The sequence below is a fragment of the Allobosea sp. 10N428 genome (genome assembly GCF_056394545.1).
Genome location: NZ_JBFTIC010000003.1, coordinates 195,646 through 222,315, shown reverse-complemented (window position 1 = coordinate 222,315; position 26,670 = coordinate 195,646). Strand labels below are relative to the sequence as shown.

The following is a 26,670-nucleotide window of genomic DNA, read 5'->3' as shown; positions in this document are numbered from 1 at the left end:
CGTTCGCTGCTGGGCCGCACCGGGAACGCTGCGGCCATCCTTCTTCGCATCGTCGCCGAGTTAGGCGCGCCGGCCCTTCAGGCGCAAGACGTAACCGATGACTTCGGCGACCGCCTGATAGTGTTCGACAGGAATTTCTTGGTCGATGTCGACCGTCGCGTAAAGCGCGCGCGCCAGCGGCGGGTTCTCGATGATCGGCACGCGGTGCTCGCCGGCGACTTCGCGGATCTTGAGGGCCATGGTGTCGACGCCTTTCGCCAGGCAGAGCGGTGCAGCCATGCCGGGCTCGTATTGCAGGGCTACGGCGAAGTGGGTCGGGTTCGTGATGATCACCGTCGCCTTCGGTACTGCGGCCATCATGCGCTTGCGCACGCGCTGGGCGCGGATCTGGCGCAGCTTCGCTTTGACCTCGGGATTGCCTTCGGAGTTCTTGAACTCCTCCTTGATCTCCTGCTTCGTCATCTTCTGGCGCTGGTACCAGCTGAAGCGCTGCCAGGCGAAATCGCCGATGGCGACGATGGCGAAGAGGGCGAGCACCGCGCCCATCAGCTTGATGGCGAGCGAGAGCGTCGCGGGCATCAGGGCCGACACATTCATCTGCACGAAGGCCTCGAGCCTGTCGTGCTGGTTCCAGAGCGTGGTCCAGACCACGGTGCCGATCAGCGTGGTCTTGGCGAGGCCCTTGGCGAAATTGATCCAGGCCTCCTTGCCGAACATGCGCTTGGCACCCGCCATCGGGGAGATGCGATTGAATTTCGGCATCAGCGGCTCGAAGGTCCAGAGCGGCTTGTGCTGCAGCACGGCGCCAGCGAGCCCGGCGCAAAGGATGAAGGCGAAGGGCAGGCCGAGCGCCATGAAGCCGGTCAACACGCCCTGCCGCGTGACCTGCATGAAGGCAGCGCCGTCCGGCGGCACCTGATGGGCATTCATCAGGAAGGAGCGCAGTGACAACATCGCGTCGCGGGCCGACCAGCCGGCGGCGACCAGCAGGGCCAGCGTGAAGCCGCAGAGCACGAAGAAGGTGCCGATCTCCTGCGATCGGGGTATGTCGCCTTTCTCGGTGGCCTCGTCCAGCTTGCGCTGGGTCGGGTCCTCTGTCCTGTCCTCGTTCTCGGTATCTTCGGCCATCGCGCGTCAGCCTCCCGTGAACTGGCGCAGGAACGCGCCGAGATCGTTGAGGAAGACGCTCATCATCACGCCGACGACGACGAGCAGGACAAGCATCCCGCCGAGGATCGAGGCCGGCACGGCGAGAAAGAAGACCTGAAGCTGCGGCATCATCCGCGCGAGCACGCCGAGCCCGAGATTGAACAGCAGGCCGAAGACGAGGAAGGGCGCGGAGATCTGCACGGCGAGCGAGAAGCCGCGCGCCGCCGACTGAATCGCGAGCGTCAGGATGTCCGGCATCTCGGGCACGCCGCCCGGCGGCAGCAGGCGATAGCTTTCATGGATCGCCGCGATGGCGATGTGGTGCAGATCGGTCGTCAGGATCAGCGTGGTCCCGAGCATGGTCAGGAAGTTGCCGATCGACGGGTTCTGCAGGCCGCCGGTCGGATCGACCGTCATGGCGAAGCCCAGGCCCATGCTCTGGGCTACGAGCGTGCCGGCCGTCTGCAGGCAGGCCATCACCAGTCGCGCGCAGACGCCGATGATCAGTCCGATCAGCAATTCGCCGATGAGCAGTGCGACGATGCCGGAGACATCGGGCGGGATGCGCAGGGAGGGGCGGGCCACGGGTACGATCATCAGGGCGATGAAGAAGGCGAGCGACAGCCGCGAGCGCGAAAAGATGAAGCGCTCGCCGATGCCGGGCATCAGCATGACGAGCGTGCCGACGCGCGCGAAGACGAGCACGAAAAGGGCGCTGATCTCGGGCAGGATCGCGATCTGCATCGTGCCGCGGGCACCTTTACGCCAAGAACTGCACGCCAGCGCGGGCGCCGCGGGGCTGCGCCGGCGCGGGCCGGCTGCAGTCGCGACAGGATCATCCGCCCGTGGCGATTCGGGCGGCGACTCGCCCCATATAACCCGCCAGCGCGTCACCCATGAATGGCAGAAACAGCATCAGCGCGGCAAAGACGGCAACGATCTTCGGGACGAAGACGAGAGTCTGTTCCTGGATCTGGGTCAGCGCCTGCACCAGCGAGACGGCGAGGCCGACGACGAGCGCGATCACCATCAGCGGTCCGCCGACCTTGAGGAAGACGACGATGCCGTCGCGCGCGATGTCGAGAATGGCTCCGGAGGTCATGGTCTTGTCCCGATCCCTTGGCCGTCAGACCGGCATCCGCATGATTTCTTCATAGGCCGCGATCACGCGGTCGCGCACTGCGACCAGCGTCTCGATCGCAGCCTCGCTCTCGGCCACTGCTGTGACGACATTGACGATGTCGGCCCGGCCGCCGGCAACGGTGGCGGTCTGGGTATCGGCCTTGCGGCCGGCCTCGGCGGTCGCGTCGAGCGCCTTGCCAAGCAGGGCGGAGAAATCCGGTCCGCCCGTTTCCGACGCGCCCGTGACGAGCGGCTTGCGCATCAGATTTCCGGCGCCCATCCCCTGGATGGAGGCGTAGGCGCCCGCGGCGAAACCCGGAGTAGCCATGGCGGTTCAGTCCCCTTCTGGAGCCGCGCGGTTCAGGCGCGCAGGATGTCGATGGTGCGCTGGATCATCCGGCGCGTCGAAGAGATCAGGTTGAGATTGGCCTCGTAGCTGCGCTGGGCCTCGCGCATGTCGACCATCTCGACCAGCGAGTTGACGTTCGGCATCTTCACGTCGCCGTTGGCGTCGGCGACCGGATTGCCCGGCTCGTGCTTGACCTTGAAGGCGCTCTGGTCGCGCTGGACCTTCCCGAGCGCGACAAGCTGGGCATCGAGCTCGCGGTCGAAATGGCGCTGGAATGTGGGAACCTTGCGGCGATAGGGATCGGCCCCCGCGCGCTCGGGGCCGGAATCGGCGTTGGCGATGTTCTCCGAAATGACGCGCATGCGGCCAGACTGGCTGCGCAGGCCCGAAGCGGCGACGGCGATGCTCTTGATCAGATCCATGATCAGCGTCCCAACCTTTAGCGTCCCTTGCCGATGGCGATTTTCATCAGGCCGAGCCCCTTGCTGTAGAGCGAGGCGGCCAGCTGATAGTCGGACTGGTTCTGCGCGACCTTGAGCATCTCGTCCTCGAGGTTCACCGCATTGCCGTTCGGCGTGGTCTCGAAGCGCGGGGCGCCGGTGCCGTCGAAGCCGCCATTGCCGGCGGACAGGCTCATATGGCCGGCGCTGGTCTGGGCGAGAGCCACACCGGCGCGAGCGGGGTCGACACTCGGCGGCTTCAGGTCGACCGGGCGGAAGCCGGGGCTGTCGGCATTGGCGACGTTCTCGGCCAGAATCTTCTGGCGCGACTGCTGGTACTGCATGCGCAGTTTCAGCGCCTGCATCAGGCCGCCGCCGATGCTCAAGCCGTCATTCGCCATGGCCCAGCTCCTCGCTGCATTGCCCGATACTAGGCAAATCCTGCCGGGCTCATGGTTAACAGGCAGTTAAATCTGCGGCATTTCACAGGTCGCGTTAACCACGCATTCACCATGTTTCCCGATGGTGAAAGCGTTATGCTATAGCTAAGGTGTTGAACCTCGTGCGGAACTTCGGCCGCTCGGGGCCGTCTTCGCAGATGAGGCAGACCTTGCAGAGCTTGTTCGGATTGGAACTCTCGACCGCGCAGAAGGTGATCGTCGCCTCTGTCGTCATCCTTGTGCTTCTCGCCCTGCTCGGACTGTTCGTGCGGCAGATCCAGGGCGGCCGGTTGCGGCTGCGCGGCCATGCCGGCGGTCGCCAGCGCCAGCCGCGTCTCGGTGTCGTCGACAGCTACGATCTCGACCGCCAGCGCCAGCTCGTTCTCATCAGGCGCGACAATGTCGAGCATCTCGTCATGATCGGCGGTGCCTCCGACGTCGTGGTCGAAGCCAATATCCTGCGAAGCGGGGGCCGCGCGGCCGCGCCGAACTACAATGAGACGGCGCTGCCCGACCGTCCGCTGCCGCCGTTCGAGACGCTGGTTCCGCCGGCCGAACCGCCCGCGCGCCCCGGCGACGAACCGCGCAGGACGCCTGCCGTCACCGAGGCTCCCGATGTTCTGCCGCCGCTGCCGACGCGTTCGGGGCCGGCGCATGGCGATATCGCGGCCACTGCCGCCGCGAGTGCGGGGGTTGCAGCTGCCCTCGGCCTCGCCGGCGGCGAGACACAGCCGGCGCCGAAGCCTTTCGTGCCTCCCGCGCCGCCGGCACCGATCCCGCCGCTGACGACAGGTCCGGCCCCGAGTTTCGCGCGCGAACATGCGCCGCCGCCAGCGGTCAGCGCGGGCGAGCTCGACGATATGACGCGCCAGCTCGAAGAGGCGCTGAAGCGCCCCTTCTCGGCCGTGCGCCCAGCCAATCTGCCGGGCGAAGCCTCGCAAGAGAGCGCTGCCCCGCCGGTGAAGCCGCCCGTGCCGCCGGTCAGGCCCTTCGAGAAGCCGGTTGCCGAAGCGCCGAAGCCGGCCGTCGAGCCGCCGCCGCCTGCGCCCGAGCCGAAGGTTGTTCCGAAGCCTGAACCGGCTCCGATCCCGGCCGCGCCGATGCGACAGCCGGTGCTGCCGAGCGATGTCGAAGCGGAACTTGCGGCCGCGCTGGGGCTGACCCCTGAGCGCGCGGCTCCCAAGCCCGCCGCTGCCGCGGTGCCTGCTCCTGCGCCTGCGGTTAAGGCTCCCGAACCTAAGCCGGTCGAGATGAAGGCGCCGGAGCCGCCGCCGCCTGTTGTTTCTCCCAAGCCGAGCGAGCCCACGCCGCTGATCATCGAGGACGAGTTCGAGGAGGCTTTCGCGGCCGTCGCGAAGCCGGAGCCTCGGCAAGAAGCCACGCCCGAGCCAGAGGCGAAGCCCCAAGCCAAGCCTGAGCCCGAAGCTGCGCCCAAGGCAGACAAGCCGGCCGAGCCCGAGTCGAAGGAGCTCGATCCGTTCTCGGTCGATGCCATCGAGGCCGAGTTCGCCCGCCTGCTCGGGCGCGACCCCAAGGCGAAGTCCTAAGACGATCTCGGCTATCGCGCCGCCGGCCCACACCGGCGGCCATCAACAGGAATGTCGGCCCTCGGGCCCCGGGACGCCGCGCATGTGTTGCGCGGCGTTTTGCCGTGGCTAGCCTCCTCCCGTCCGATCGCGTGAGTCGGGCGTAGCGGCAGCCGCGTGTGACACCGAGTTTCAGACCAGCGAGACGCTATCGTTTCGGGCGCGCCCTGCTGGCCGCCGCACTAATGCTTGCGCTGCAGGCGACGCCGGCGCTGCCGCAGACCCTGTTGCTCGATCTGGGGCAGGGCGGGGGCGTCGCCGAGCGGGCGCTGCAGCTCATCGCCGTCATCACGGTGCTGTCGCTGGCGCCGTCGATCCTGATCATGGTGACGTCGTTCACCCGGATCGTGGTGGTGCTGTCGCTGCTGCGCTCGGCGCTGGGCACGCAGACCGCGCCGCCCAATGCCGTCATCATCGGGCTCTCACTGTTCCTCACCGGCTTCGTCATGGCGCCGACCTTGCGGGAGGCCTACACCAACGCCATCCAGCCGCTCGTCGCAGGGCAGATTCAGCCGCAGGAAGCCTATAACCGCGGCGTCGTGCCCTTCAAGACGTTCATGCTCAGGCATGTCCGCGAGAAGGATCTCGCGCTCTTCCTCGACATGTCGCAGGGGCCGCGCCCGCAGCAGCCGCAGGCTGTCGGCGTCGAGGTGCTGGTCCCCGCCTTCATGATCTCGGAACTCAGGCGCGCCTTCGAGATCGGATTCCTGCTGTTCGTGCCGTTCCTGATCATCGACCTCGTGGTGGCCTCGATCCTGATGTCGGTCGGCATGATGATGCTGCCGCCGGTGACGGTGGCGCTGCCGTTCAAGCTGATCTTCTTCGTCCTGGTCGACGGCTGGGGGCTGGTGACGGGCTCGCTGGTGAAGAGCTACGGCGTCGGCGGCTAGGCTGCCGGGCCCTGCTAGCTCACCACGACCCGGCCGCGCTGGATACGCAGGCTGAGCGAGCCGTTCTTCAAAGCCAGGGCCTTCTCGCCGAAGACCTCGCGGCGCCAACCCTTGAGCGCCGGAACATCCGAAAGCTCATCCGACGCGATGGCTTCGAGGTCGTCGCTCGAGGCGATGATCTTCGGCGCGACGCGCTCGGCATCGGCCACCGCCTTGAGCAGGACCTTGAGCAGGTCGAGCACGGCGCCGTTCGCCGGCCGGCCGCGTTCGCGCTCCAGCCTGGGTAAGGTCTTGGGATCGATCGCGGCCGAGCGCTCGATCGCCGCGAGAACCTCGGCACCGTTGCGCGAGCGCTCGAAGCCATTGGGGACGGAGCGCAACTCAGCAAGGGCTTCGACCGTGCGTGGGCCGCGCTGGACGATGTCCATCAGCGCATCGTCCTTGAGAACGCGCTGACGCGGCACGTCACGGCCCTGAGCCTCACGCTCGCGCCAGGCGGCGACTTCCATCAGGATCGGCAATTCGCGCGGCTTGCGGACGCGCCCCTTCAGCCGCAGCCAGGCGTTCTCGGGCTTGACCTCGTAGGTCCCGGGCGAGGTCAGCACCGCCATCTCCTCGGCGACCCAGCTCTCGCGGCCGCTCGCATCGAGATCGGCCTTCAGCGCGAGATAGATCTGGCGCAGATAGGTGACATCCGACTCCGCATAAGCGAGCTGCGCCTCGGTGAGCGGGCGGCGCGACCAGTCGGTGAAGCGGGAGGACTTGTCGATGCGGGCCTTGGCGAGATCGTTGGCGAGCTGCTCGTAGCCGACCGAGTCGCCGTAGCCGCAGACCATGGCGGCGACCTGCGTGTCGAAAAGCGGTGCCGGCAGCACGCGCCCGAGCAGCCAGACGATTTCAAGGTCCTGCCGGGCAGCGTGGAAGACTTTCACCACGGACGCGTTGACCATCAGCCCGAAGAACGGGGCGAGGTCGAGATCGGGCGCCAGCGGATCGACCAGAACGGCTTCCTCCGGCGACGCGAGCTGGATCAGGCACAGCTTCGGATAATAGGTCGTCTCGCGCAGGAACTCGGTATCGACCGTCACGAAAGGGTGGGCGGCGAGGCGGTCGCAGGCGGCGGCGAGGGCAGCGGTATCAGTGATCAGATGCATGGCCTTCGGCTCTTAGCAGAGTCCGGGGCCGGATGTCGCGGCCGTTCTTGACATTTCGGGCGCGCGCGTGTGGTTAGCCCGCAAGCTGCGGCCGGCGCCATTTGGCCGGCTTCCATTGCCTTTCCGAAAGACCGATCCCGTGACCCTGCATCGCTATCGTTCCCACACCTGCGGCGCGCTCCGCGAGAGCGACATCGGCCAGACCGTGCGGCTTTCCGGCTGGTGCCATCGCATCCGCGACCATGGCGGCGTGCTCTTCATCGACCTGCGCGACCATTACGGCATGACGCAGGTCGTTATCGATCCGGATTCTCCAGCCTTTGCCGATGCCGAAACGCTGCGCTCGGAATGGGTCGTGCGCATCGACGGCAAGGTCAAGGCCCGCCTCGCCGGCACCGAGAACGCCAACCTGCCGACCGGCGCGGTCGAGGTCTTCGCGACGGGTATCGAGGTGCTCGGCCCCTCGGCCGAGCTGCCGCTGCCGGTCTTCGGCGATCTCGAATATCCGGAAGACACGCGCCTGAAATACCGCTTCCTCGATCTGCGTCGCGAGAAGCTGCACAACAACATCATGCTGCGCACCAAGGTCATCGACTCCATGCGCCGCCGCATGAAGGACTCGGGCTTCTCCGAGTTCCAGACGCCGATCCTGACCGCTTCCTCGCCGGAAGGCGCGCGCGACTTCCTGGTGCCGAGCCGCCTGCATCCGGGCAAGTTCTACGCGCTGCCGCAAGCGCCGCAGCAGTACAAGCAGCTCCTGATGATGGCGGGCTTCGACCGCTACTTCCAGATCGCGCCCTGCTTCCGCGACGAGGACCCGCGCGCCGACCGGCTGCCGGGCGAGTTCTACCAGCTCGACGTCGAGATGAGCTTCGTCGAGCAGGAGGACGTGTTCGCGACGATGGAGCCGGTGATCACCGGCGTCTTCGAGGAGTTCGCCGAAGGTAAGAAAGTCGCGCGCGACTGGCCGCGCATTCCCTATGCCGAGGCGATGGCGAAGTACGGCTCCGACAAGCCGGACCTGCGCAACCCGCTCATCATGCAGGATGTTTCCGAGCATTTCCGCGGCTCGGGCTTCAAGGTCTTCGCGCGCATCCTCGAGGGTGAGAAGAACCGCGTCTGGGCGATTCCGGCACCGGGTGGTGGCTCGCGCGCCTTCTGCGACCGCATGAACTCCTGGGCGCAGGGCGAGGGGCAGCCCGGCCTCGGCTATCTGATGGTCAAGGAGGACGGCGAAGGGCAGGGGCCGATCGCTAACAACATCGGACCGGAGCGCGTCGCCGGCATCATCGCGCAGATGGGGCTGAAGGGCGGCGATGCCTGCTTCTTCGTCGCAGGCGACCCCGACAAGTTCGTGAAGTTCGCAGGCTCGGCCCGCAACAAGGTCGGTCAGGAGCTCAACCTGATCGACGAGAACGCCTATGCCTTCGCCTGGATCGTCGACTTCCCGATGTTCGAGTACAACGAGGACGAGAAGAAGGTCGATTTCTCGCACAATCCCTTCTCGATGCCGCAGGGCGGCCTGAAGGCGCTGACCGAGGAAGACCCGCTTTCGCTCAAGGCCTTCCAGTACGACATCGCCTGCAATGGCTACGAGCTTGCCTCCGGCGGCATCCGCAACCACCGCCCCGAGGCGATGGTGAAGGCCTTCGAGATCGCCGGATATGGCGAGGAGACCGTGATCGAGCGCTTCGGCGGCATGTACCGCGCCTTCCAGTACGGCGCGCCGCCGCATGGCGGCATGGCGGCCGGCGTCGACCGCATCATCATGCTGCTGGCGGGGGCGACCAACCTGCGCGAGGTCGCGCTGTTCCCGATGAACCAGCAGGCTGTCGATCTGCTGATGGGGGCACCGGCCGAGGCGACGCCGAAGCAGCTGCGCGAGGCGCATCTGCGGGTCAACCTGCCCGAGAAGAACGGCTGACCACCATGCCTTCGCTGCCTGCCGGGCGAGCCCTGTCGCTCGCCTGCCTTCTCGCGCTGCCGCTTGGCGCCTGCATCGCGGGTGAGGCCGATACCAGCGCCGGGCGTGCCTCGGTTCTGGCCACGACCATCTCGCGCGCCACCGCGTGCAAGGCGGGTAGGCCGCAGCGCGGCACGCTCGATCGCTTCCTCGCCTCCGAGAAGGCGCGTGGGGCAAGCGACGAGCAGATCGCCGCTGCCCGTTCTGCCTATGTCGGCGTGTCCGAGGCAGAGACCGTCAATCAGGGTATTCGTCCTGAGCCTTGCACGGTCGAGGAGCGGGGGCAGCTCAAGGAACGCATGGGCCGCATCCGCGGCGGCAACTTCGACGCCTCCTGAACGGCTGCCGATTTGATGACCTCTGCCAAACCATTCACCGCGGGGCTGATGCTCATCGCGATTGCCGGGTGCACCAGCATTGCCGGTCCGCCGCCCGGCAGCGTGGAGTATGCTGCCGCGACGGTTTCGCGCGCCTATGATTGCGGCTTGAGGGTCGATCGCGGCCGCATCATCGCCAGGCTCGACCGGCAGGACCGCCAGCGCTTCATCGCGGCCAATGCCGGCTATGCCGTGAAATCCTACAAGGCGCCGCATCGCTGCGACGCAGCGGAGCGCGAGCGCGTGCAAGGCGAGGTTGGCGCGCTCGCCCGGCGCTGAATTCGCTTGCGTCCGGCGCTGTGTCGAGGCCACAAGGCCGCGATGCCCGCCGCCGCCATCACCGCCATCGCCGTCAGCTACGACAGCGCCGAGGTTCTGCCCGCTTGCCTCGATGCGCTGGCGGCCGAGGGCGTGCCGGCGATCGTCGTCGACAATGCCAGCGGGGATGAGAGCCGCAGCATCTCTGCCGCGAAGGGCGCAAGGGTCATCGCGAACGCCTGCAATGAGGGCTATGGACGCGGCAACAATATCGGCATCGCTGCGGCCGATACGCCCTATGTTCTGATCGTCAATCCCGATCTGGAGGTCCGGCCGGGGGCGGTTGCGGCACTGCTGGAAGCGGCGGGGCGGTATCCCGATGCCGGCATGCTGGCGCCCCGCATCGTCGAGCCTTCGGGCCGCATTTTTTTGCAGCCACGCTCGCTGCTCTCGCCCGATCATCTCAACCGCAGCGGCGGCATGGTCGTGCCGGAAGGCGATGCCTGTCTGCCCTTCCTCTCCGGCGCCTGCCTGCTGATCCGGCGCGAGCTGTTTCTGGCGATCGGCGGCTTCGACCCGGCGATCTTCCTGTTCTACGAGGACGACGATCTGTGCCGGCGCATGCGCGATGCCGGCCATGCGCTGATCCACGTCCATGACGCTGAGGCAAGGCATGGGCGCGGGCGCTCGACCGCGCCGTCCCCGCGGCGGCGCTTCAGGGCGCGCTGGCATCTCGCCTGGTCGGAACGATATATCTCGCGCAAATACGGCCTGCCGGAGCCGGGTCCGATCCGCACGCTCGAGAATTTCGGCAAGGCGATCGGCTACGGCCTGCTGCTCAACCGCGAGAAGATGAGCGCCCATGCCGGCTCGGTCGCGGGGGCGCGGGCCTGGCGACGCGGCCAGACGGCGCTGGCGCATGAGGGGCTGGAGGTTTCGCCATGATCGGGCGTGCGCCGCGCGTCGCGAAAGCGCTCGCCAATCCGCACAATAATTTCGGCGTGCTACGTCTGGTCATGGCCGTGGCCGTCGTGATCTCGCACGCGTTCAGCGTCACCGACGGGCGGCTCGAGCAGGAGCCCTGGTTCGCGACGACGGGCTTCACGCTGGGCGAGCATGCGGTCAACGGCTTCTTCGCGATCTCCGGCTTCCTCGTCACGATGAGCTTCATGCGGCGCGGCTGGCGCGACTACGTGCTGGCGCGGGTGCTGCGGATCGCGCCCGGCCTGATCGCTGCGACGCTGGTCGTCGCCCTGCTGATCGGCGGGGCGATGACAAATCTCGATCTCGCCGCCTATTTCCGCGATCCTCGGCTGTGGCGCTTCATCGGCGCGACGCTGACCAGCTTCAAGAGCGCAGCCGCCCTGCCGGGCGTGTTCGAAGGCAATCCGCTGCAATTCCCGATGGGGACGGTCTGGACGCTGAAATACGAGACGCTCTGCTATCTCGGCGTTCTGGTCGCGGGTCTCGCCGGCCTGCTCGCCAGGCCGCGACTGGCCCTGGCCGCGCTGGCGGCGCTCACTCTGGCGGTGGTCCTGCGCGAGGTGCTGATGCCCCACGGACCGAAGGGCACGGAGACGGCACTGCGCCTGCCGCTGATCTTCCTCGCCGGCGGCGTCATCTATCTCTATCGCGAGCGGGTGACGCTCTCGCTGCCGCTGCTGGCGCTCGCGCTTCTCGCGCTGGCGCCGCTCGCTTACACGCCGCTCTACAAGGCGGCGCTTTATCTCGTCACGGCCTGGGGCGTTCTCGTGATCGCGCTCGCCCCGGCGCTGACGCGCCGCTCGGTCGAGCCGCCGGCAGACCTGTCCTACGGCGTCTATCTCTATGGCTGGCCGGTGCAGCAGGCTCTGCACGCGCTGTTTCCGGCCCTTGGCGCGGTTGCGCTGCTCTGGCCCTCGATGGTTGCGACCTTCGTGATCGCGGCCTTGTCCTGGTTCCTGGTCGAGAAGCCGGCGCTCAACCTCAAGCGCCGGTTGCTGCGCGCGTCCTGACCGCGGCGAGGAACTCCCCGATCCGCTCGCTCATGAGGAGTGGCAGGAGGGGGGCGAGCCGTTCGCGCGGAAGCTCCCACCAGCGGCTTTCGAGAAGTGCGGCGACCGTCGCTTCGTCGAAGCGCAGCCTGACGATGCGGGCCGGATTGCCCGCGACGATCGCATAGGGCGGCACGTCGCGCGTCACCACGGCCCGGGCCGCCACCACCGCGCCATGGCCGATGCGGAGGCCGGACAGGATCATGCATTGCGAGCCGAGCCAGACATCGTGGCCGATGACGACGTCGCCGCGCGTGGTGTCGTGGCCGCTCATGCCCGCCGTCTCCGGCCAGAGGCGGGGCAGGGCGGGGAAGGGATAGGTCGTCACCCAGTCGATCCGGTGATTGCCGCCGAGCAGGATCTCGACGCCATCCGCAATCGAGCCGTAGCGGCCGATGACGAGCTTCGCCCCGCTTTCGGGGAAGCGGACCTTCGGCCGGCCATAGGTATAGGGGCCGAAGACGAACTGACCCGGCCGCCGACTGACCAGATGCGCCAGATGCAGCCGGGTCTGATTGCTCGGGTTCAGCCGCTTGCGCAGCCAGCCGCGCGTGATGGCGGGCAGTCCCGCCCACCATCCCTGCAGGCGCGAAGGGCGCCAGTCGCGATCCTCGGGAGCGATGACGCCCTCCAGATCAGAGGGCATCGGCCTTGAGGTCGATCTTGTCGAAGATCTCGGTCGGCTCGGTCATGGTGATGACGTCGGCGAGACCGAGGCCGGTCTGCGACTTGGCGCTGGCCTGGACGTTGAGCGTGCCGGGCTTGGCGACGAAGCGCGAGACAGCGGCCGTCAGGGTCTTGGCGGCGTCGGAGGGGCCGAGGATCGCGGCGAGGCCGAGGCTCGCGACCATGGCATATTGCTGGCGGACCTCCTCGACCTTGCGCTTCGATTTGCGGGCCTCGTTCTCGATCATCTTCTCGACCAGGCCGAAGTTCTGCAGCTTGACCTGCAGATTGCGCGCGGTGGCGCCGAGCGCGGAGACCTGGGCGAGGGCGAGATCGCTGGAGAACAGGTCCTTCGTGACGTTCCCGAGCGTCCCGGAGGCGTCGAGCTGGACGAGGCCGGCGCTGCCCAGCGACAGCCTGCGGATGGCGAGCTCGTTCTTCGCAGCCTCCCAGGCCAGATCGAGCTTGGCCGAAAGATCGAGCGAGCGAATGCCCATCGCGATCATGTCCTTGGCGGCCGGGTTGCCGGCCGTGTCGACGATCGGGGTTACCAGCTTGTCGATGGTCAGCGCGAGGCTGGTCGGAATGCCGTTGAGCTGCTCGCCGGCCTTGAGCTCGAAGGTGCCCAGCGCGATCTTGATCGGGTCCTTGCCGGTGACGGCGGGCGGCGCGTCGATCGAGATCCCGGCAAGGCGCACCGTGCCGATGGTCGGGATGAAGCGGCGGAAATCGAGCTCCTCGATCGGCTTGTCAGGCTCGGTCAGGGCCGCGCGCAATTCGCGCAGGACCGGCGCGAAGGAGAAGCCGGAATAGCTGATCGCGTCGACGCCGCCCCTGGCAGGGCCGGAGCTGAAGCGGAAGCCTTCGAGCGCGAAGCCGGACTTGGCCGGCGTATCCTCACCGAAGGCCATGCGGGCGATCTTGATGTCGACGTTGTCCGACTTGGCTCCCGACGCGGGAGGAGCGGAAACGGTCATCGCGAAGTCGCGGGCCTCGCCGCTGCCATATTCGAACATGTCGAAGAGCGAGAGCATGGACAGGCCGAGCCGCTTCTCGGCGTCGCTCTTCTCTGCGGGCTTCGCCTCGGGCTTGTCGTCCTTCTTGGCGAGATCCTTCTTCTCGACCTCGTCGGAGGCGGCGGCGAGTTGGTTGATGACGTCGAGCAATGGCTCGGGGCCGACCTTGGCGGCGAAGCCGCGCAACGTGGTCTTGCCGAGTGACGCCTTGCCGGCCTTGCCCATGTCGAGGGCATAACCCTCCTGCTCGAAGCTGCCGATCAACGGCAGCATCTTCTCGTCGACGCCCGGCGCGGCCTTCTCGGTCAGCACCCGTGCGCTCTGGCGAAGATCGAAGGCGTCGAAGGCCGTGCGCTTCAGCTCACCCTTGAGCGGGCCGGTGGCGCCGCCGTCGCCGACGATCGTGCCGCTCGCGGATTCGCCGTGGCCGATCCTGCCCTCGCGGATGTCCGTGAGGCGGATGTCGCGATAGGTCGTGGTCTGCTTCTGCTCGCCGAAATTCTGCACCATCGTCAGCTCCGGGGCGCTGATCTCGGTCGCATTCAGCCGTCCCGCACGCGCCGCGGCCGAATCACCGGCGGTGCTGGTAAACAGGGCGAGGAAGGCGTCCTTCTCCAGCGTCGAGCCTTTGACGGTGATCTTCGGCGCGTTGATCACCATCCGGCCGAGATCGATCTTGACGTTGTCGATCTGGAAATCGGCAGCCCAGACGGGCGACGCAAAGACAATGAGGACGGCCGTCAGGGCCGTGCCGGTAAGGTGCGTCGGCCGACGAAGGCGCGCGATCGTCATAAGGGGCTCCTGCTTCATTGGCCGGGCGAAACTGCCGCGAGCGGATAGCGAAAGAAAGCCGCCGAACTTTAGGAGGCAGCGTCCTGCATTCATATGACGAGGAAAGGCTTGACCGGAAGATGGCGGACACGGCCATCTGCCGAAGATTCGCCATCCGCCGTTTCTAATGCATGAGAACGGCGATGGCCGCCATGGAGTTGGGAAGCGATGCACGCCTTCAAAACCGCTTTCGCCGCAATCGTTGTCGTCCTGATGGCGCTGATGCCGGCCGCGGCGCAGAGCCAGCCCGCCGCAACCGGTGCCGGGCTCGAGCCGCTGGTCATCGTGAGCGGCGGCAGCCGGCACACATTCCAGGTCGAGGTTATGCGCACGCCGGACCAGCGGGCGAAGGGGCTGATGTTCCGCAACTACATGCCGGCGGACCGCGGCATGCTGTTCGACTTCGGCGCCAGCGAGTCTGTCGCGATGTGGATGCAGAACACCTACATCTCGCTCGACATGCTGTTCATCCGGGCGGACGGCACCATCGCGCGCATTGCCGAGCGGACCGAGCCGCTTTCCACGCGCACGATTCCCTCCGGCGAGCCGGTGCTCTCGGTGCTCGAGATCAATGGCGGCGTCAGCAAGCAGCTCGGAATCAAGCCCGGCGACAAGGTCGAGCATCCGCTTTTCAAGCGCTGAGAGACGCGACAGGCGGGGTGCGAACCGGTCGAGCTTCGGGTCGCGCTACCGTGCGGGGGCGAAAGCGAAGATAACGTTCGCCGAGGACGAGGCGGGTGCGGCAGGCGGCACGCGCCAGCGCAAGCCGGCGGACAAGTTCGGGCGGACATGCGATCCGTCTGCCGCCGCGGCCAGGGCCTGCCGCGGTTTCTCCGACTCGTCGTTCTCGTCGCTGTTCGACCGATCCGTCTCCGGCACAAGGTGCGGCTTGGGGAAGTGCTTCTCGCGCTCCTTTCTGGCCTCGCCCTGCTCGCGCCTCGTCTTTGCCAGGCGCGCAGCGCGGGAGAGCTGATTTCCTCGTTTCATGGCGCGTTCCTTCAGGGCGCTGCAGCTATGAGAAGCTGATGCAGTTGCAGGGCTGCGCGCGCGATGTAGGCAGCCAGGACGAGCACAAGGAGCACTCTGATCCAGGCGGCGATAGGTAAGGCTTCGGCAGGGCCCCGGCTGTGCCGGAACGGTTCGACCTGTTTCATATCGACGCGTTCCTTGCGGCGTGGAGCCGAGCGCTTCAAGGAGTGCGCCACCGGAGCGGGGAGTTCCGCCGCCTTCCACAACAGGCGAGCAGCGCTTCGAACAGCGATTGCGTCGGCGTTGCGTTGCATCGGGCGGCGGCGGCGCCCTTCCCGGGCGCGACGGAGAGGCGGGACAGGCGGTTGGAAAACATCGCTGGGCGTTAGTGGGAAGTTCCTGTTCCCAAACCGTTCCGACGATGCTATTTCGTTCCGCGTTGCGGCAGGTTGTTTTGGAACTGCCGTGATGGTTTTGCGAGTGATCCGATACACTTGCGGACTGTCGGGGTATAGCGCAGCCCGGTAGCGCATCTGCTTTGGGAGCAGAGGGTCCCAGGTTCGAATCCTGGTGCCCCGACCATTCCAGACCGGTACAAGACGGCCCGGCTCCCGGGCCGGAGCAAATCTGGTGACGGCCGAGCGCTATTCATGACCGCACGCATCTACCGACCGGCCCGCACGGCCATGCAGTCCGGCACTGCCAAGACCGAGCGCTGGCTCCTCGAATACGAGCCCGAGCGGCCGCGCGAGATCGAGCCCCTGATGGGCTGGACTTCCTCGTCGGATATGAAGAGCCAGCTCAAGCTCTGGTTCGACAGCGAGGCGGAGGCCGTCGCCTACGCCACGCGCAACGGCATTCCATTCCGTGTCGAGAAGCCGAATGAGGCGAAGCGCCGCGCGGTCTCCTACTCGGACAATTTCAAGTACACGCGCGTCGGCCAGTGGACGCATTGACGCGCTAACGACAGGCGGGGGGCCTTCCCTTCGCTTTTGGGCCCGTAGCTCAGATGGATAGAGCAGCAGCCTTCTAAGCTGCTGGTCGCTGGTTCGAATCCAGCCGGGCTCGCCATCGTTTCAGAACGCCCTTTCCGCGAAGAGGGTTGGCATTCCCGATTCGACCAGCTGGTTGCGGGTCGGTCGATTCCTCGCCAGGAAGCAGCGGCCGATTGGCCCATCGCTGCCCTCACCGCCCACTTGCGCCGGGTTTGTCGGCGAGCTGCCAGATCTCCGCGATATCGGCCTCATCCTTGCGGTGCTCTCCACGACTGCGGCCAAATTGGCCCAGAATGAACCGTTTGGGGCGCCCATGAAGTCAAAGCGAAACCAGCTGCGTTTCATTTCGACCATCGCGTTGGCGAAGAAAAAGCTTCGGCAGGAAAAATTGGCCGCCGCAAGCAACAAGCCGATTCTGCGCCTGGTCTCGTCCAAGCCGTTGCCTGGGGCGGCCTCGTAAGGTCACGAATATACAACGGCGCTGCATCAAATTTGATGTAGGCTATTCGCGTAAGCGGTTGCCGAGGCAGGATCAGCCTATGAATATGACACAGTACATCGTCGCCTCCGACTATAAGCGCTGTCGTGCTTTTCTCAAAAATGCATTTCTCTGCGTCACCGGCACTCAGGCGGACGACGAACGCTTGCGCAAGGCCATTGAACTCGTTCTGGACGCAGTCGACAGCGTGGAGAATGCCGCTCCTCCCTCGAATATCGTAATATTCCGCCGCCGAGCGACGGCCGCAGGCGAGTAGCCTGCCGCGCTCGCGTGCCTGCTCCGGCGGGGCCGCGCAGCGTTGGTGAAATTGCGGGGCGGGAGCTTCACCGCTCCTGTCGTTGGTGTTGGCCTTCCCGATGTGCTCGACGATGGCGTGGGCGCTGGTCAGCGCGTCAGCTTGGCGATCATCCAGGCCGCAAGCCGCGGCTGAGGCGTCGCGGGCAGCTCGGCGACGAACGGGCCGTGAACCTCGTAGACGTATTCCTCCCGCAGGATCTGCCCGATTGCGAGGCGAGCCAGCAAGCTCTCCAGGGAAGGCTTGAGGATGGGACGGCTCACGCACGTTTCATCGTCGTCGCGGCCGTCGTCGTGGCTTAGAGCGGTCATTCTGCTCTCCCCGATTACCTTCCGGCTCTTGGCAGCCGGCGGCGTATCGGGCCGATTTCGGTCCGTCCCGTCTGTGACCGATGTCACGCGGGAGAGGTCGGGGATTCTGTCGTTTCGCTGATCGAGTGGAAAGCATGCGTCGCGCTCGGCCTTGCCCGCTCGCGCCTCGCAGCGTAAACCGCGCGCGGCTTCGCCTTGATCGTGCCCGAAAGGCCCGGCAAGCGGACGGTGTTCCAGCGCGACCGGCTTTCAGCACAGGCGCGGCCCGGCGGTCGCGAGGATGGATGATGTTTTCGCTCACGCCAGCGATCGACAGGCTGACGAGTTTCCTGACCGTCAGCCATGCGCGCGCTTGCGCCTTCCTGCTGCTGCTCTCATTTGCAGCTTTCCTGCCCGGCTTCAGCACGCTGCAGCCGCTCGACCGCGACGAGCCGCGCTTCGCCCAGGCCAGCAAGCAAATGCTGGAGAGCGGCGATTTCGTCGATATCCGTTTCCAGGATGAAGCGCGTCACAAGAAGCCGGTCGGCATCTACTGGCTGCAAAGCGCGGCGGTGAAGGCTGGTGAGGCGCTCGGCGTGCCGCAGGCGCGCACGCAGATCTGGCTCTACCGCATCCCCTCGCTGCTCGGTGCGATAGCGACGGTGCTGCTGACCTACTGGGCGCTGCTGGCCTTTCTGGCGCGGCGCTATGCGCTGCTCGGGGCATCGCTGATGGCGGCGGCGGTGCTGCTCGGCGTCGAGGCCCGGATCGCCAAGACCGATGCCGTGCTCGCCGCCTGCGCGGTCGCCAGCATGGGAGCATTGGCCCGCGCCTGGCTCGACTGGACGCGCTCGCTCGCCTTCGTGCCGGACCGGCGCAACTGGCTGGTGTTCTGGGCCGCGACGGCGATCGGCCTTTTGATCAAGGGCCCGATCGTGCCGATGGTCTGGGGCCTCGCCATTCTGGTGCTGAGCGCGAACCAGCGTTCCTTCCGCTGGCTGAAGCCGCTGCGTTTCGGGCCGGGGCTGCTGCTCTGCCTCGTCGTCGCGCTGCCCTGGTTCGTCGCGATCATGCTCAAGACCGGCGGCAGCTTCTTCAGCGAGAGCGTCGGGCAGGACATGCTCGGCAAGGTCGCGGAAGGACAGGAGAAGCATTGGGGGCCGCCGGGCTTCTACCTTGTGGTCTTCTTCGCGACCTACTGGCCGGCGGCGGCCTTCGCCGCGATGGCGGTGCCCTTCGCCTGGATCAGGCGCAAGGAGCCGCAGATCCTGTTCCTGATCGCCTGGATCGTGCCGAGCTGGCTCGTCTTCGAGGCGGTGCCGACCAAGTTGCCGCATTACGTATTGCCGCTCTATCCGGCGATCACCGTGCTGCTCTTGCTGGCGATGATCAATGGCGGCATCGACCGCAACCGGCGCGGGGCGGTCGCGACAGCCTGCCTAGTGCTGATCGTGCCGTTTGCGCTGATGGGCGTGATCCTCTTCGGCAACTGGACGCTGGATCGGACGCTGCCCTGGCTGGCTCTGCCCGGCTTCGCGCTGGCGCTCCTGGTCGCGGCCGGCGTCATCGGGGCCTTCCGGCGTCAGGATCTCGAAGGCGCGCTCTGGCGCTGTGTGTTGGCGAGCTTGCTGCTGACCGCCTCGGTCTATCCCTTCGCCATCGAGAGCCTGCGCTCGTTGAAGCTCTCGCCGCGGCTGGCCGAAGCGGCGCGGGCGGCCTGTTCCGATCCTGCCGTGCAGACGCTGGGTTATCGCGAACCGAGCCTGGTCTTCCTGACCGGCACCAATCTTGGCATGGCCGCGAGCGGCCAGCAGGCTGCGGACTTCCTCGCCCAGCCCGGCTGCCGCGTCGCCTTCGTCGAGAAGCGTTTCGCCGACCAGTTCCAGGCTGCGCTCGCGAATCGGCCGGTCAAACCGCGCCTGTTCACGACGATCCGCGGCTTCAACCTCAATGGCGGACGCCTTCTCGAAATCGCCGTCTTCGTCAGGGAGCCGGGTTGAAAAATGCTCGCCCTCGGTCACGTCGCATTTTGACAGAAGCGTCAAAATGCGAAAAAGCGTGATCGTTCCTTATCGCCGGGGGCGTCGCTCCAGGCGAAAACCGGTTCCCATTGTTTCGCGCGATGCTCTATGGGCTGTGCCGATGCAGTTCGCGGGCCGTTTTGCCGGATGATGCCGCTTTGACCGAAATTTCCTCCCATCCCCTGCTCAGCGTCGTCGTGCCCGTGCGCAACGAGGTCGGCAACATCGCTCCGCTCGTCGCCGATATCGAGAAGGCCTGCGCGACGATCGGTCCCTTCGAGGTGGTCTACGTCAATGACGGTTCGACCGACGGCACCGCCGGGAAGCTTGCGGAGCTGGCGGCGACGCGGCCCTGGCTGCGGATCGTGACCCATGCCCAATCCTGCGGGCAGAGCGCGGCGGTGCGCAGCGGCGTGCGCCATGCGCGCTCCGCAATCGTCGCGACGCTCGACGGCGACGGCCAGAACGACCCGGCCTTCCTGCCGGAGATGGTGACGACGCTGCAAAAGGGCGGTCTCCATGCCGGGCTCGTGCAGGGCCAGCGTGTCGGGCGCAAGGACACCGGCTTCAAGCGCTGGCAGTCGAAGATCGCCAATGGCGTGCGCGGCCGCGTGCTGAAGGACGATACGCGCGACACCGGCTGCGGGCTGAAATGCTTCCGCCGCGAGGCGTATCTGGCGCTACCCTATTTCGACGCGTTGCATCGCTTCATGCCCGCGTTGATGGCTCGCGAGGGCTACACGGTGCTGCATGCCGATGTGCGTGACCGGCCGCGTCTGACCGGCGTCTCGAACTACGGCTTCTTCGACCGTCTCTGGGTCGGTATCCTGGATCTCGCCGGCGTCTGGTGGCTGATCCGGCGGCGCAAGCGGGTGCCCCAGATCGTTTCGGAGACGATGTGATGCTGATCGATCTGCAGCAGACCATCGGCAACTATTTCCACGAAGTCTTCGTCAACAACATCGATTGGTGGGTGCTGCTCGGCGTGGTCGCGCAAGGGCTCTTCACCATGCGCTTCGTCGTGCAGTGGTGGGCGAGCGAGAAGGCCGGTCGTTCTGTCGTGCCGATGACCTTCTGGTGGTTCTCGATCGGCGGCGGCGCGCTGCTCCTGATGTATGCGCTCTACCGGCGCGACCCGGTCTTCATCCTCGGGCAGGGCTTCGGCGTCTTCGTCTATGTCCGCAACCTGCAATTCGTGCTGCGGGCCAAGGCGCGCGGCGAGGATACGAATTCCGGGCCGGGTTAGGGAAAAGGCGCCATTCTCGGGCTTGAACCGAGAATCGCCGGCGGGACGAGGAGCAGGGGCCTCCTTGTCGCGAGATGCTCGGGTCAAGCCCGAGCATGACGGGAAGGTCAGCTGCGCTGCGGCGTCGACGGTTCGGCCGTGGCCCCCTGCGCCGGCGAGGGCAGGGGCTCCGCCGCCTGCTGGGGCTTGCGCATGGCGGGGGAAAGGCCGGGATAGCGCTCCCGATAGGCCTTCAGGAACTCCGAGACGCTGTCGGCATTCGCGGTCGCGCGTGCCATTTCGCGTATATCCGCCGCGCGGGCGCGGTTTGCGCCGGTAACGAAGGTGAAGGTCCGGGCATCGGCGCTGCGCGCCATCTTCGGCGCGAATTTGCTGCGCAGCCGGTCGAGCGAGAGGGCCTCGTTCGCCATCACATAGGAGACGCCGGCGCGCATGACATCGGCGCGCTCGGCATCGGTCAGGGCCGTGTCGCCGCGCCAACTCTCGTCGAGCATGCGCTCATAAGCCTCGCCCGCCTCGCGCCAGCGTCGCCCGGTCCAGTAGATGTCGGCGCGCAACCGGTCGACCTCCGCGCCGCCTTCGCCTTCCAGCATTTCCAATGCCTGGTCGGTGCGTGAGAGATCGGAGAGCGCCTTGGCCTCCAGCAGCAGCCGCGCGCGCTTGACGTCCGCCGGCAATTCGACCAGCCGCGTCGCGCTGATCGCCCGGATCGCCTCTGCCGGCTTGCCGTTCATCAGCTCGATCATGGCAAGGCGGGCGGCGACAGTGGAGCGGGCCGCGCCGGTGAGGCGGCGATCCATCTGATAGCGCAGGATCTCGGCGCTTTGGTCCAGCAGGTCGAGTTCGACCAGCCGATCGGCAAGGAGGCGGGTGATCTCGTCGCCGCGCCGGCCGATCGGCAGGAATTCCTTGAAGTCGTAGAACAGCGCCAGCGTCTCTATCCGCGGCAGATTGCCGAGGCCGGAGCCGCTGAACAGCTCGGCGAAACGCTGAGCCGTCTCGTCATGCATGCGCTGCGTCAGCGGATCGTCCGGGAAGCTCTCATTGGCCCGGCGCGCGATCATGAAGGCGTCGCGCCAGCGCTGCTGGTCGGCATAGAGCCGGCCGAGCTCGGCCAACGCCTCGATCTCCAGCCGCCCTCCGCGCCAGATGACCGACACCGTCTCCAGACGGGCGATGGCCTCCTCCGGCTTGAGGTCGGTGCGCTTCTCGGCATCGGCGAGTCTGACGGCGCGCAGCTGCGCCTCGGCCGCGACGGGGCGGCTGTTGGCTTCGAACAGCGCCTTGTAGCCGTTCATCGCGGCTTCGGGGCGGCCGCTGGTATCGTCGAGCCGTGCCTGCAGCAGGGCGAGGTGCTCCTGGTCGAAGCTGCCGCGCGGCAGGTCCGCGAGCGCCTGCACCTGCCGCTCGGCGACGCCCATATCCTGCATCGCGAACGCGGTACGCGCGATAGCCTCCCGGAACTCGCCCTGGAGATCGATGGGGTAGCGGTCGAGCACCGCTTCGGCGCGGCGGAAGCCGACCATCGCCTGGGCGTTCCGGTTCAAACGCTGTTCGACGAGGGCGCGCCACAGACCCGTCTCGACATCATCCTTGATGGCTTCGGCGCCGAAGGCGTTGATCGCATCCTGATCGCGGTGCATCTGCGCGGCGATGACGCCTTTCAGGAAGAGTGCCTCCCGGTTGCCGCGCATGGCGGGGTCGTCGGCCATCATCGCGCCGAGGGGACCGGCGGCTTCCGGCATCAGGCCGTTGGCGGCGTAGAAGCGGGCGAGCGCCAGGCGCGCGTCCGATTTGCGGCCGCGTGAGGCGTCGGCCACGTCGAGCATTAGCGCGCGGGCCCGGTCGCGTGGATTGCCGAGCCTGAGCTTCGTCCACGCATCGCCGTCAAGCAGCAGCGGAGACTCGGTCTTCTCGGCCTGCGCTTCCGCCTGCTTGTTCGGCTCGGCGACATCAAGGGAAACGGTGAGGCCGCCGGTGCGGCCGATGCGAACCTGCTCGGTGCCCGCACGCACCGCGATGTCGTCCGAGCGCGGCTGGACGGCCAGACCTTGTGCGGTCTGGAGCAGGCCGAACTCGACGAACTGATAGGGCTTGGGCGTGAGAAGCACCGGCCCGGTTGCGGTGGCGACCGCGATAGGCAGCCCTGCAGGCCCCGATTCCAGCCAGTGGATGCCGGTGAGCCCGGCGAACGGAACGCCTAGGATGGTCTGGCCGCGCTCATCCATGCTGCGCTGCGGCGCGATCACGGCGGCAGGCTTGCCCGCATCCTCGCCGAGATCGAGGGACCAACTGGTGCCGTCGTCGAAGAAACGGGCGAGCGGCTGGCCGGACAGGCGCAGGCGCACCAGCGTCACGCGGCCCTCGCGCGACACCGAACTCTCCTCGATCAGCTTCGGCAGCAGGCCGGAGAGGCGGGCGGGATCGATGGTGTCGCGCGTATCGAAGACCAGCGTCATCACGCCGGCGTCCAGGAAGGCGGCGGCCCCGGTCCGGCGCGGGAAACGGAAATCGAGGCGCGTGTCGCCGGCGGCGATCGCGACCGGGCCCGGCGGCGGTTCGGGGGCAGGCGCGACCGCGGCAGGTTGGGGCGCGGGTGTGGCCGGCTGCACGGCCGGTTGAGCCACGGCGGGCTTAGCCAGCTCGGCGGCAGTGGCCGGTGCCGGTGTTGCGGGCGGCTGCGGCTTGTCGATATCGGGCAGGGAGAGCGCGCCGATCTTGACGGGCCGCAGCAGGTCGACAACGAGCCCCGTCTCGTCGTTGAAGCTGCGGGACTGCCAGTCATTCGGCAGGGAGAGCGTCAGACTGAGCGCGTCCTTGCCGGCGTCGAGCGAGGACAGCGCGACGTCGGCCGGGAGCGCGTTGCGGATTTCGGCCGCCTCGGCGTTCATGGGCTTGTCGAAGACGAGCTTGAGCGTGCCGTCCGAGAGGTGGCTGGCGAGCTTCGTACCGGCCGGGGTCTTGAAGATCAGGCGTTCCAAGGTTGGGAGACTGGCCGAGCGCATCGTCAGCACCGCTGGCGGCGCGACCGGCTGGCGGGCGGCTTCGCGGGCCTTCGCCTCGGCGACGCGCAGTCGTTCGGTCAGCTCTGCAATGGCTTCCGGGGGCGGGCCGGGCATCACGCCGGCCCAGTTCTGCGGCAGAAGATCGATGAAGGCCTTGTCGCCGGCTTCGATCAGATTCGCTTTGTAAGGTTGGGTCAGGGCGAAGCGCATGCCGCGCCCGTCGGGGTCAGTGCGTGCAACCGAAACGTAACTGGGCAACTCGCGGGTGATGCGCGCGATGTCGACGCGGACCGGGCTGCCGAAGGCGACGATCAGCACGCCATTGGCGACGCGGATACGGGTCTGGATCGCTTCGTCGAAGGTGAGCGAGACGCGGCCGAAGCCGGCCGCCATGGCCTCGCCGCGCATCGTGGCGCTGGCCGCGAGCGCAGGCGCGTTCAGGCCGGCGGCGAGCGCGAGAGCGGCCAGCCCGATACCGAAGGCGAGGGAACGCGACAGAGGCAAACGGAGTACTCGACCCAACGCGACAGCGGGCCTTCGCATCGCGCCGATGCGGGGACCCTCGGGCACGCTAGCGCGTCAACCATAATGCCGTCTTAACGGGGCAGTGCCGGCGATCCGCCTTCGCGGGCTCAGCGCTGCGAGGCAGGCGCGATCGCGGGCAGTTCGTTGCCGGGCAACGGCGCTTCGTTCGCCACGCGCTCGAAGCCCGCCGTGCGGCCGCTCGTTGCCAGCGCGACGGTCAGCTTTTCGGCGCGCTCCGGCGCCATGGCTGCGAGCACCTCAGACATCTTGCGCGGATTCATCTGCTGCACCACCGGCACCAGCACGTCGAGGCCGAGGCGGTCGAAGACGCGGGCGGCGTCCTTGGGCTTCATCGCCTCGTACATGATGACGAGGTTCTTGATTGCCTTCGCCTCGTCGGCGGAGGCCTTGGCGGCCGGGTTGACCTTCTCCTCCAGGGTCTTGAGATCGCCGACGCGGCCATCCAGCTTCTTTTCGGCCGAATCCAGCAGGCGCTCGCGCATTTCCAATTCGCGCATACGGCCCTCGAGCTCCTCGCGGCGTTCGCCGAGGCGTTCGAGGATGGCCTTCTCCGCCGTCGAGAGCGGCTTGGCCGTGCCGTTCATCACGCCGGCCTTGTTGTTGGGGTTGGCGGCGCGGGCGGCCTCGGCCTTCGCCTCGGCTTCCTTCTTCTCCTGCTCCTTCTTCGGATCGGGAGCGGGCACCGAGCCGGTGGTCTCGGGGTCGAAGAAATCCGGCGCATGGGCGCGCGCGACGATCTTCGCGAGGCCCCAGACTTCCTTCTCGGCAGCGGCCTTGCCGGCGGGGTTGTTCGCGAAGACCGGCGGATCGGGCGGAATCTTGCCGGGGGCGGTGTCCGCCGTCCAGGCGAGCAGCTTCAGCGCCAGGAGACCCATGGCGCCGAGGATAACTGCCGGCAGGAGGCGGGGCCTTTCGATCACGCAGCCTGTCCCTCGAGGCGGCGGGCGGCGCGGGCGCGGATTGCGGCGGCCGACTGGGCGGCGCTCTCAAGGCGGGACACCGGCGCAGGCTCTGGAGCCTGCACGGCTTCCTCCGCCGGCTTGGCGCCGACGAGGGTGGCGGCGCTGACGATCTGGCCGATGCGCTCCATAACGGCCTGGCCGGCCTCGACCTGGGCGGCGAGATCGGCGGCGTAACGCTCGGCGGTGCGCAGGCGCTCTTCCAGCGTGCGGTCGCAATCGCCGAGCGTGTGCTTGAGGCCGGCGATGGCACGTTCGGCATTGTCGGTCGCTGTGATGAGGGCGCCGACCGTCTGGCGCATACCGGCCTCGTCGGCCTTGAGGCGCTCGATGCGCTTGGTCAGGATGAAGCAGGTGATGATGGTGGCGACCAGCAGGCTTGCGACAAGCACGTCGGCGATGAGATTGATCGTCATGGCTGTCCTGCTCAGTTGGTGGCGCCGAGATGGCTGGCAAGGCTGTCGAAAGCGGCGAGCGTGGTCTTCGAACGGCGGAGCGGTGCGACCACCTGGACAGCGATCTTGTCGTCGACGCGGCCGATCCGCCCTTCGGTGACGATGAAGTCGCCGCAGCGCAGAGAGACGGAAGAGTCGGGGCGGGTGTCGAACATCAGCGTGTCGCCGATCTCGAGCTTCATGACGCGCTTCAGCGGCATCTGCGTTTCGTGGAGCACGCAGGTGACGTCGACATCGGCCTGCCAGACTTCGGTGGCGAGGTGGTTCTCCCAGATCGGGTCACGCCCGAGCTTCTCGCCCATGAAGCTTTCGAGCAGCAATTCACGGATCGGCTCGATAGAGGCGTAGGGCAGGAGGATATGCAGCGCGCCGCCGCGGCCCTCCATGTCGAATTTGAGCTCGACGCGGATCGCGGCGTTGGCCGGGCGCGAGATTGAGACGAAGCGCGGGTTGGACTCGACGCGGTCGACCGTGAAGGTCACCGGCGAAAGCGGCTTGAACGCCGCCTCGGCGTCGCCCAGCACCAGCTCGATGACACGGCGGACCATGCGGATTTCGATCGAGGTGAAGGGGCGGCCGTCGATGCGCGGGGCGGGCTGGCCGCGCTTGCCGCCGAACATGGCGTCGAGCACCGAATAGGTCAGTGCCGACTCGATGGTGATGAGCCCGAAATTGTCCCATTCCTCGGCCTTGAACACCGAGAGCAGCGCCGGCTGCGAGATCGAGTTGATATAGTCGCCGAAGCGCACCGAGCGGATGCTCTCGAGCGTGACCTCGACGTTGTCGGTGAAGAAGTTGCGCAGGCTGGTGGAAAGCAGGCGCACGAGACGCTCGAAGATGATCTCGAGCATCGGCAGGCGTTCATAGGCGACCGAGCCGGAATCGACGATCGCCTGGATGCCGTTGCGGGACGCACCGTCGTCGCCGCTGGAGAAACCGAGCATCGTGTCGATTTCGTCCTGCGACATCAGGCGGTCTACGCCGCCCTCCGATTCGCCGTCCTCCTCGATGATGTCCGGCATCGCGGCCCAGCCGGCCGCCATGCCTTCCGGCGTCAGCGGCTCGTCGGTCGGTGCGGCATTGTCGCGCTCGGTGCTCATCGTTCCGCCGTCATCT

Annotated in this window: 29 protein-coding genes and 2 tRNA genes; 15 read left to right on the top strand and 16 right to left on the bottom strand. The window is 67.1% G+C overall.

Going from position 1 to position 26,670, the window contains the following annotated elements:
* Nucleotides 1–60: 60 nt before the first annotated feature.
* The 6 genes from flhB to flgB all read right to left on the bottom strand — a co-directional run bounded on the left by flhB (nt 61) and on the right by flgB (nt 3,461).
* A complete protein-coding gene (flhB, locus tag AC1DDA_RS11355) occupies nt 61–1,128 on the bottom strand; it encodes a flagellar biosynthesis protein FlhB (protein ID WP_476795814.1) in 1,068 nt (355 codons plus the stop codon).
* A gap of 6 nt (nt 1,129–1,134) precedes the next feature.
* Nucleotides 1,135–1,893, bottom strand: a complete 759-nt coding sequence (gene fliR / locus AC1DDA_RS11350; protein WP_476795813.1) for a flagellar biosynthetic protein FliR — start codon at nt 1,891–1,893, stop codon at nt 1,135–1,137.
* A gap of 91 nt (nt 1,894–1,984) precedes the next feature.
* Nucleotides 1,985–2,251, bottom strand: coding sequence for a flagellar biosynthesis protein FliQ (gene fliQ, locus AC1DDA_RS11345; RefSeq protein ID WP_441513050.1), 267 nt, complete (start codon nt 2,249–2,251; stop codon nt 1,985–1,987).
* Between the two features lie 24 nt (nt 2,252–2,275).
* The gene (fliE, locus tag AC1DDA_RS11340; RefSeq protein ID WP_441513049.1) at nt 2,276–2,599 is read right to left on the bottom strand and encodes a flagellar hook-basal body complex protein FliE; all 324 of its coding nucleotides are present in this window, start codon (nt 2,597–2,599) and stop codon (nt 2,276–2,278) included.
* 32 nt (nt 2,600–2,631) lie between these two features.
* Nucleotides 2,632–3,042, bottom strand: a complete 411-nt coding sequence (flgC, locus tag AC1DDA_RS11335) for a flagellar basal body rod protein FlgC (RefSeq protein ID WP_441513048.1) — start codon at nt 3,040–3,042, stop codon at nt 2,632–2,634.
* Nucleotides 3,043–3,059: 17 nt separating this feature from the next.
* Entirely contained in the window at nt 3,060–3,461 is a 402-nt protein-coding gene (gene flgB / locus AC1DDA_RS11330; RefSeq protein ID WP_441513047.1) for a flagellar basal body rod protein FlgB, read from the bottom strand.
* 209 nt (nt 3,462–3,670) lie between these two features.
* On the opposite strand from flgB, the gene AC1DDA_RS11325 reads away from it, so the two are divergent.
* Both AC1DDA_RS11325 and fliP read left to right on the top strand, forming a co-directional pair.
* On the top strand, nt 3,671–5,047 hold the full coding sequence (locus tag AC1DDA_RS11325; RefSeq protein WP_476795812.1) for a hypothetical protein: 1,377 nt from the start codon (nt 3,671–3,673) through the stop codon (nt 5,045–5,047).
* Nucleotides 5,048–5,205: 158 nt separating this feature from the next.
* Nucleotides 5,206–5,976 (top strand): flagellar type III secretion system pore protein FliP, encoded by a 771-nt coding sequence (gene fliP / locus AC1DDA_RS11320; RefSeq protein ID WP_476795811.1) that lies wholly within the window; start codon nt 5,206–5,208, stop codon nt 5,974–5,976.
* Between the two features lie 14 nt (nt 5,977–5,990).
* Here the strand turns inward: fliP and rnd are convergent, their stop codons facing one another.
* Nucleotides 5,991–7,130, bottom strand: coding sequence for a ribonuclease D (gene rnd / locus AC1DDA_RS11315; protein WP_441513044.1), 1,140 nt, complete (start codon nt 7,128–7,130; stop codon nt 5,991–5,993).
* Nucleotides 7,131–7,275: 145 nt separating this feature from the next.
* On the opposite strand from rnd, the gene aspS reads away from it, so the two are divergent.
* From aspS to AC1DDA_RS11290, 5 genes are read left to right on the top strand one after another with little or no spacing between them, the layout of a single operon-like run.
* Entirely contained in the window at nt 7,276–9,054 is a 1,779-nt protein-coding gene (aspS, locus tag AC1DDA_RS11310; RefSeq protein ID WP_441513090.1) for an aspartate--tRNA ligase, read from the top strand.
* A gap of 5 nt (nt 9,055–9,059) precedes the next feature.
* On the top strand, nt 9,060–9,431 hold the full coding sequence (locus tag AC1DDA_RS11305) for a hypothetical protein (protein ID WP_441513043.1): 372 nt from the start codon (nt 9,060–9,062) through the stop codon (nt 9,429–9,431).
* A 15-nt stretch (nt 9,432–9,446) separates the two neighbouring features.
* On the top strand, nt 9,447–9,749 hold the full coding sequence (locus AC1DDA_RS11300) for a hypothetical protein (protein WP_476795810.1): 303 nt from the start codon (nt 9,447–9,449) through the stop codon (nt 9,747–9,749).
* A gap of 42 nt (nt 9,750–9,791) precedes the next feature.
* Nucleotides 9,792–10,673, top strand: coding sequence for a glycosyltransferase family 2 protein (locus tag AC1DDA_RS11295; protein ID WP_476795809.1), 882 nt, complete (start codon nt 9,792–9,794; stop codon nt 10,671–10,673).
* A complete protein-coding gene (locus AC1DDA_RS11290; protein ID WP_476795808.1) occupies nt 10,670–11,722 on the top strand; it encodes an acyltransferase family protein in 1,053 nt (350 codons plus the stop codon). The genes AC1DDA_RS11295 and AC1DDA_RS11290 overlap by 4 nt, the downstream gene beginning before the upstream one ends.
* Here AC1DDA_RS11290 and AC1DDA_RS11285 read toward each other — a convergent pair.
* Nucleotides 11,694–12,407 carry a CatB-related O-acetyltransferase gene (locus AC1DDA_RS11285; protein WP_476795807.1) on the bottom strand — a complete coding sequence of 238 codons (714 nt, stop codon included), beginning with the start codon at nt 12,405–12,407 and terminating at the stop codon, nt 11,694–11,696. The genes AC1DDA_RS11290 and AC1DDA_RS11285 overlap by 29 nt on opposite strands.
* The gene (locus AC1DDA_RS11280; RefSeq protein ID WP_476795806.1) at nt 12,397–14,235 is read right to left on the bottom strand and encodes a hypothetical protein; all 1,839 of its coding nucleotides are present in this window, start codon (nt 14,233–14,235) and stop codon (nt 12,397–12,399) included. Before AC1DDA_RS11280 ends, AC1DDA_RS11285 begins: the two co-directional genes overlap by 11 nt.
* A 207-nt stretch (nt 14,236–14,442) precedes the next feature.
* Here AC1DDA_RS11280 and AC1DDA_RS11275 point away from each other — a divergent pair, with 207 nt between their 5' ends.
* Nucleotides 14,443–14,916: a DUF192 domain-containing protein gene (locus AC1DDA_RS11275; protein ID WP_476795805.1), complete on the top strand. Its 474-nt coding sequence runs from the start codon at nt 14,443–14,445 to the stop codon at nt 14,914–14,916.
* Between the two features lie 45 nt (nt 14,917–14,961).
* On the opposite strand, the gene AC1DDA_RS11270 is transcribed toward AC1DDA_RS11275, so the two are convergent.
* Nucleotides 14,962–15,261 carry a hypothetical protein gene (locus tag AC1DDA_RS11270; protein WP_476795804.1) on the bottom strand — a complete coding sequence of 100 codons (300 nt, stop codon included), beginning with the start codon at nt 15,259–15,261 and terminating at the stop codon, nt 14,962–14,964.
* Between the two features lie 487 nt (nt 15,262–15,748).
* Here AC1DDA_RS11270 and AC1DDA_RS11265 point away from each other — a divergent pair.
* The 3 genes from AC1DDA_RS11265 (at nt 15,749) to AC1DDA_RS11255 (ending at nt 16,314) form a co-directional block, all read left to right on the top strand.
* Nucleotides 15,749–15,825: transfer RNA gene (locus AC1DDA_RS11265), tRNA-Pro, on the top strand.
* Between the two features lie 68 nt (nt 15,826–15,893).
* Entirely contained in the window at nt 15,894–16,199 is a 306-nt protein-coding gene (locus AC1DDA_RS11260; RefSeq protein ID WP_441513035.1) for an ETC complex I subunit, read from the top strand.
* A gap of 38 nt (nt 16,200–16,237) precedes the next feature.
* Nucleotides 16,238–16,314, top strand: a tRNA-Arg gene (locus AC1DDA_RS11255).
* 5 nt (nt 16,315–16,319) lie between these two features.
* Here AC1DDA_RS11255 and AC1DDA_RS11250 read toward each other — a convergent pair.
* A complete protein-coding gene (locus AC1DDA_RS11250) occupies nt 16,320–16,673 on the bottom strand; it encodes a hypothetical protein (RefSeq protein ID WP_476795803.1) in 354 nt (117 codons plus the stop codon).
* Between the two features lie 104 nt (nt 16,674–16,777).
* On the opposite strand from AC1DDA_RS11250, the gene AC1DDA_RS11245 reads away from it, so the two are divergent.
* Nucleotides 16,778–16,993, top strand: a complete 216-nt coding sequence (locus AC1DDA_RS11245) for a hypothetical protein (protein ID WP_476779198.1) — start codon at nt 16,778–16,780, stop codon at nt 16,991–16,993.
* Between the two features lie 128 nt (nt 16,994–17,121).
* Here the strand turns inward: AC1DDA_RS11245 and AC1DDA_RS11240 are convergent, their stop codons facing one another.
* Nucleotides 17,122–17,295, bottom strand: coding sequence for a hypothetical protein (locus AC1DDA_RS11240; RefSeq protein ID WP_476795802.1), 174 nt, complete (start codon nt 17,293–17,295; stop codon nt 17,122–17,124).
* A 332-nt stretch (nt 17,296–17,627) separates the two neighbouring features.
* On the opposite strand from AC1DDA_RS11240, the gene AC1DDA_RS11235 reads away from it, so the two are divergent.
* The 3 genes from AC1DDA_RS11235 to AC1DDA_RS11225 all read left to right on the top strand — a co-directional run bounded on the left by AC1DDA_RS11235 (nt 17,628) and on the right by AC1DDA_RS11225 (nt 20,589).
* The gene (locus AC1DDA_RS11235) at nt 17,628–19,322 is read left to right on the top strand and encodes an ArnT family glycosyltransferase (protein ID WP_476795801.1); all 1,695 of its coding nucleotides are present in this window, start codon (nt 17,628–17,630) and stop codon (nt 19,320–19,322) included.
* Nucleotides 19,323–19,510: 188 nt separating this feature from the next.
* Nucleotides 19,511–20,245, top strand: coding sequence for a glycosyltransferase family 2 protein (locus AC1DDA_RS11230; RefSeq protein WP_476779358.1), 735 nt, complete (start codon nt 19,511–19,513; stop codon nt 20,243–20,245).
* Nucleotides 20,245–20,589 carry a lipid-A-disaccharide synthase N-terminal domain-containing protein gene (locus AC1DDA_RS11225; RefSeq protein ID WP_441513031.1) on the top strand — a complete coding sequence of 115 codons (345 nt, stop codon included), beginning with the start codon at nt 20,245–20,247 and terminating at the stop codon, nt 20,587–20,589. Before AC1DDA_RS11230 ends, AC1DDA_RS11225 begins: the two co-directional genes overlap by 1 nt.
* A 107-nt stretch (nt 20,590–20,696) precedes the next feature.
* Here AC1DDA_RS11225 and AC1DDA_RS11220 read toward each other — a convergent pair whose 3' ends face one another.
* From AC1DDA_RS11220 to fliM, 4 genes are all read right to left on the bottom strand, one after another.
* Complete coding sequence (locus tag AC1DDA_RS11220) at nt 20,697–24,098, bottom strand: ATP-binding protein (protein ID WP_476795800.1); 3,402 nt, start codon at nt 24,096–24,098, stop codon at nt 20,697–20,699.
* Nucleotides 24,099–24,226: 128 nt separating this feature from the next.
* Nucleotides 24,227–25,060, bottom strand: a complete 834-nt coding sequence (locus AC1DDA_RS11215) for a MotE family protein (protein ID WP_441513029.1) — start codon at nt 25,058–25,060, stop codon at nt 24,227–24,229.
* The gene (locus tag AC1DDA_RS11210; RefSeq protein WP_476795799.1) at nt 25,057–25,515 is read right to left on the bottom strand and encodes a DUF6468 domain-containing protein; all 459 of its coding nucleotides are present in this window, start codon (nt 25,513–25,515) and stop codon (nt 25,057–25,059) included. The genes AC1DDA_RS11215 and AC1DDA_RS11210 overlap by 4 nt, the downstream gene beginning before the upstream one ends.
* Nucleotides 25,516–25,526: 11 nt before the next feature.
* The gene (gene fliM, locus AC1DDA_RS11205; RefSeq protein WP_441513027.1) at nt 25,527–26,654 is read right to left on the bottom strand and encodes a flagellar motor switch protein FliM; all 1,128 of its coding nucleotides are present in this window, start codon (nt 26,652–26,654) and stop codon (nt 25,527–25,529) included.
* Nucleotides 26,655–26,670: the final 16 nt, after the last annotated feature.

Bases quoted from the DNA above. Each gene is read 5' to 3' on its own strand.
- flhB (WP_476795814.1), bottom strand. From the start codon at position 1,128: ATGGCCGAAGATACCGAGAACGAGGACAGGACAGAGGACCCGACCCAG.
- fliR (WP_476795813.1), bottom strand. From the start codon at position 1,893: ATGCAGATCGCGATCCTGCCCGAGATCAGCGCCCTTTTCGTGCTCGTC.
- fliQ (WP_441513050.1), bottom strand. From the start codon at position 2,251: ATGACCTCCGGAGCCATTCTCGACATCGCGCGCGACGGCATCGTCGTC.
- fliE (WP_441513049.1), bottom strand. From the start codon at position 2,599: ATGGCTACTCCGGGTTTCGCCGCGGGCGCCTACGCCTCCATCCAGGGG.
- flgC (WP_441513048.1), bottom strand. From the start codon at position 3,042: ATGGATCTGATCAAGAGCATCGCCGTCGCCGCTTCGGGCCTGCGCAGC.
- flgB (WP_441513047.1), bottom strand. From the start codon at position 3,461: ATGGCGAATGACGGCTTGAGCATCGGCGGCGGCCTGATGCAGGCGCTG.
- rnd (WP_441513044.1), bottom strand. From the start codon at position 7,130: ATGCATCTGATCACTGATACCGCTGCCCTCGCCGCCGCCTGCGACCGC.
- AC1DDA_RS11305 (WP_441513043.1), top strand. From the start codon at position 9,060: ATGCCTTCGCTGCCTGCCGGGCGAGCCCTGTCGCTCGCCTGCCTTCTC.
- AC1DDA_RS11300 (WP_476795810.1), top strand. From the start codon at position 9,447: ATGACCTCTGCCAAACCATTCACCGCGGGGCTGATGCTCATCGCGATT.
- AC1DDA_RS11295 (WP_476795809.1), top strand. From the start codon at position 9,792: ATGCCCGCCGCCGCCATCACCGCCATCGCCGTCAGCTACGACAGCGCC.
- AC1DDA_RS11290 (WP_476795808.1), top strand. From the start codon at position 10,670: ATGATCGGGCGTGCGCCGCGCGTCGCGAAAGCGCTCGCCAATCCGCAC.
- AC1DDA_RS11285 (WP_476795807.1), bottom strand. From the start codon at position 12,407: ATGCCCTCTGATCTGGAGGGCGTCATCGCTCCCGAGGATCGCGACTGG.
- AC1DDA_RS11280 (WP_476795806.1), bottom strand. From the start codon at position 14,235: ATGACGATCGCGCGCCTTCGTCGGCCGACGCACCTTACCGGCACGGCC.
- AC1DDA_RS11275 (WP_476795805.1), top strand. From the start codon at position 14,443: ATGCACGCCTTCAAAACCGCTTTCGCCGCAATCGTTGTCGTCCTGATG.
- AC1DDA_RS11270 (WP_476795804.1), bottom strand. From the start codon at position 15,261: ATGAAACGAGGAAATCAGCTCTCCCGCGCTGCGCGCCTGGCAAAGACG.
- AC1DDA_RS11260 (WP_441513035.1), top strand. From the start codon at position 15,894: ATGACCGCACGCATCTACCGACCGGCCCGCACGGCCATGCAGTCCGGC.
- AC1DDA_RS11245 (WP_476779198.1), top strand. From the start codon at position 16,778: ATGAATATGACACAGTACATCGTCGCCTCCGACTATAAGCGCTGTCGT.
- AC1DDA_RS11235 (WP_476795801.1), top strand. From the start codon at position 17,628: ATGATGTTTTCGCTCACGCCAGCGATCGACAGGCTGACGAGTTTCCTG.
- AC1DDA_RS11225 (WP_441513031.1), top strand. From the start codon at position 20,245: ATGCTGATCGATCTGCAGCAGACCATCGGCAACTATTTCCACGAAGTC.
- AC1DDA_RS11210 (WP_476795799.1), bottom strand. From the start codon at position 25,515: ATGACGATCAATCTCATCGCCGACGTGCTTGTCGCAAGCCTGCTGGTC.
- fliM (WP_441513027.1), bottom strand. From the start codon at position 26,654: ATGAGCACCGAGCGCGACAATGCCGCACCGACCGACGAGCCGCTGACG.